The following is a 1,971-nucleotide window of genomic DNA, read 5'->3' as shown; positions in this document are numbered from 1 at the left end:
TCGTTGGAACAGGGGCCTGTGTATCGCGCACCGTAACCGTTTGCGTTTTAGACGATGTGTTGCCACATCCGTCCGTTGCCGTCCATGTTCTTGTGAGTGTGTAATTAAATGGCGAGCTGCCGTTGGTCCTTACTTCGGTAAAGACCACAACCGGTGTGTCGCAGTTGTCCGTTGCAGTCAAGATCGCTGCTGCAGGAACCGCGTTGCACTCAACCGTTACATTAGCAGGCGCCGCACTGATCACAGGAGCCTGGGTATCGCGCACCGTAACCGTTTGTGTTTTAGACGATGTGTTGCCACATCCGTCCGTTGCCGTCCATGTGCGGGTAAGCGTGTAATTGTTTGGTGAGTTGCCATTGGTACGTGTCTCGTTAAAGATTACCGCAGGTGTATCGCAGTTGTCCGTTGCAGTTAAGATCGCTGCTGCAGGAACTGCATTACACTCAACCGTTGCGTCCGCAGGCGCTGCGCTGATCACAGGTGCCTGTGTATCCTGAACCGTAACCGTTTGGGTTTTAGATGCCGTGTTGCCGCTTGCATCTGTCGCCGTCCATGTTCTTGTGAGTATGTAGTTCGATGGACAGTTGCCGTTGGTTCTTACTTCGGTAAATGTTACTTCAGGCGTATCGCAGTTGTCCGTCGCAGTTAAGATCGCTGCCGCAGGAACCGCGTTGCACTCAACCGTTGCGTTCGCAGGCGCCGCACTGATCACAGGAGCCTGGGTATCGCGCACCGTAACCGTTTGTGTTTTAGACGATGTGTTGCCACAGGCGTCCGTTGCCGTCCATGTTCTTGTGAGTGTATAATTAAATGGCGAGCTGCCGTTGGTCCTTACTTCGGTAAAGACCACAACAGGTGTGTCGCAGTTGTCCGTTGCAGTCAATGTAGCTGCTGCAGGAACCGCGTTGCACGCTACCGTTGCATCCGCCGGCGCTGCGCTGATCACAGGTGCCTGTGTATCCTGAACCGTGATCGTTTGCGTTTTAGATGCCGTGTTACCGCTTGCATCTGTTGCCGTCCATGTTCTTGTGAGTGTGTAGTTCGATGGACAGTTGCCGTTCGTTCTTACTTCGGTAAATGTTACCTCAGGCGTATCGCAGTTGTCCGTCGCAGTTAAGATCGCTGCCGCAGGAACCGCGTTGCACTCAACCGTTGCGTTCGCAGGCGCCGCACTGATCACAGGTGCCTGTGTATCGCGCACCGTAACCGTTTGTGTTTTAGACGATGTGTTGCCACAGGCGTCCGTTGCCGTCCATGTGCGGGTGAGCGTGTAATTGTTTGGTGAGTTGCCATTGGTACGTGTCTCGTTAAAGATTACCGCAGGTGTGTCGCAGTTGTCCGTTGCAGTTAAGATCGCTGCTGCAGGTACCGCGTTGCACTCAACCGTTGCGTCCGCAGGCGCTGCGCTGATCACAGGCGCTTGTGTGTCCTGTACCGTGATCGTTTGGGTTTTAGATGCTGTGTTGCCACAGGCATCCGTCGCCGTCCATGTCCTTGTCAGTATGTAGTTCGATGGGCAGTTGCCGTTCGTTCTTGTCTCGTTAAATATTACCGCAGGTGTGTCGCAGTTGTCCGTTGCAGTTAAGATCGCTGCTGCAGGAACCGCGTTGCACTCTACCGTTGCGTTCGCAGGCGCCGCACTGAGTACAGGAGCCTGTGTATCCTCTACGGTGATCACCTGCGTGCCCACTGCTGTGTTGCCCGCAGCGTCCGTTGCCGTCCAGGTCCTTGTCAGTATGTAGCTCGAAGGGCAGTCGCCATTGGCCCTTGTCTCGTTGTACACAACAGCCACGCTCGCCGAACAGTTGTCGGTAGCCGTAACCGTTGCCGCACCAGGCACCGCGTTGCACGCCGCCGTTACATTGGATGGAACGCCCGAGAGCACCGGTTTTTGTGCATCCACCACCGTTACCGTAAAGCTGCATACCGTCTGCAGTCCCACGTGGTCCGTTGCCGTATAGGTAACCGTTG

Annotated in this window: 1 protein-coding gene; it reads right to left on the bottom strand. The window is 55.0% G+C overall.

What is annotated here, in order from left to right; all coding sequences use genetic code 11:
- On the bottom strand, window positions 1-1,971 hold a 1,971-nt coding region (locus GWC95_RS05415; protein ID WP_202630223.1), incomplete at both ends, for an HYR-like domain-containing protein.

It is taken from the genome of Sediminibacterium roseum, assembly GCF_009939005.1.
GTDB classification, from domain to species: Bacteria; Bacteroidota; Bacteroidia; order Chitinophagales; family Chitinophagaceae; genus Sediminibacterium; species Sediminibacterium roseum.
Note: the sequence above shows the minus strand (reverse complement) of the source record. Positions and strands in the feature narration are given on the sequence as shown.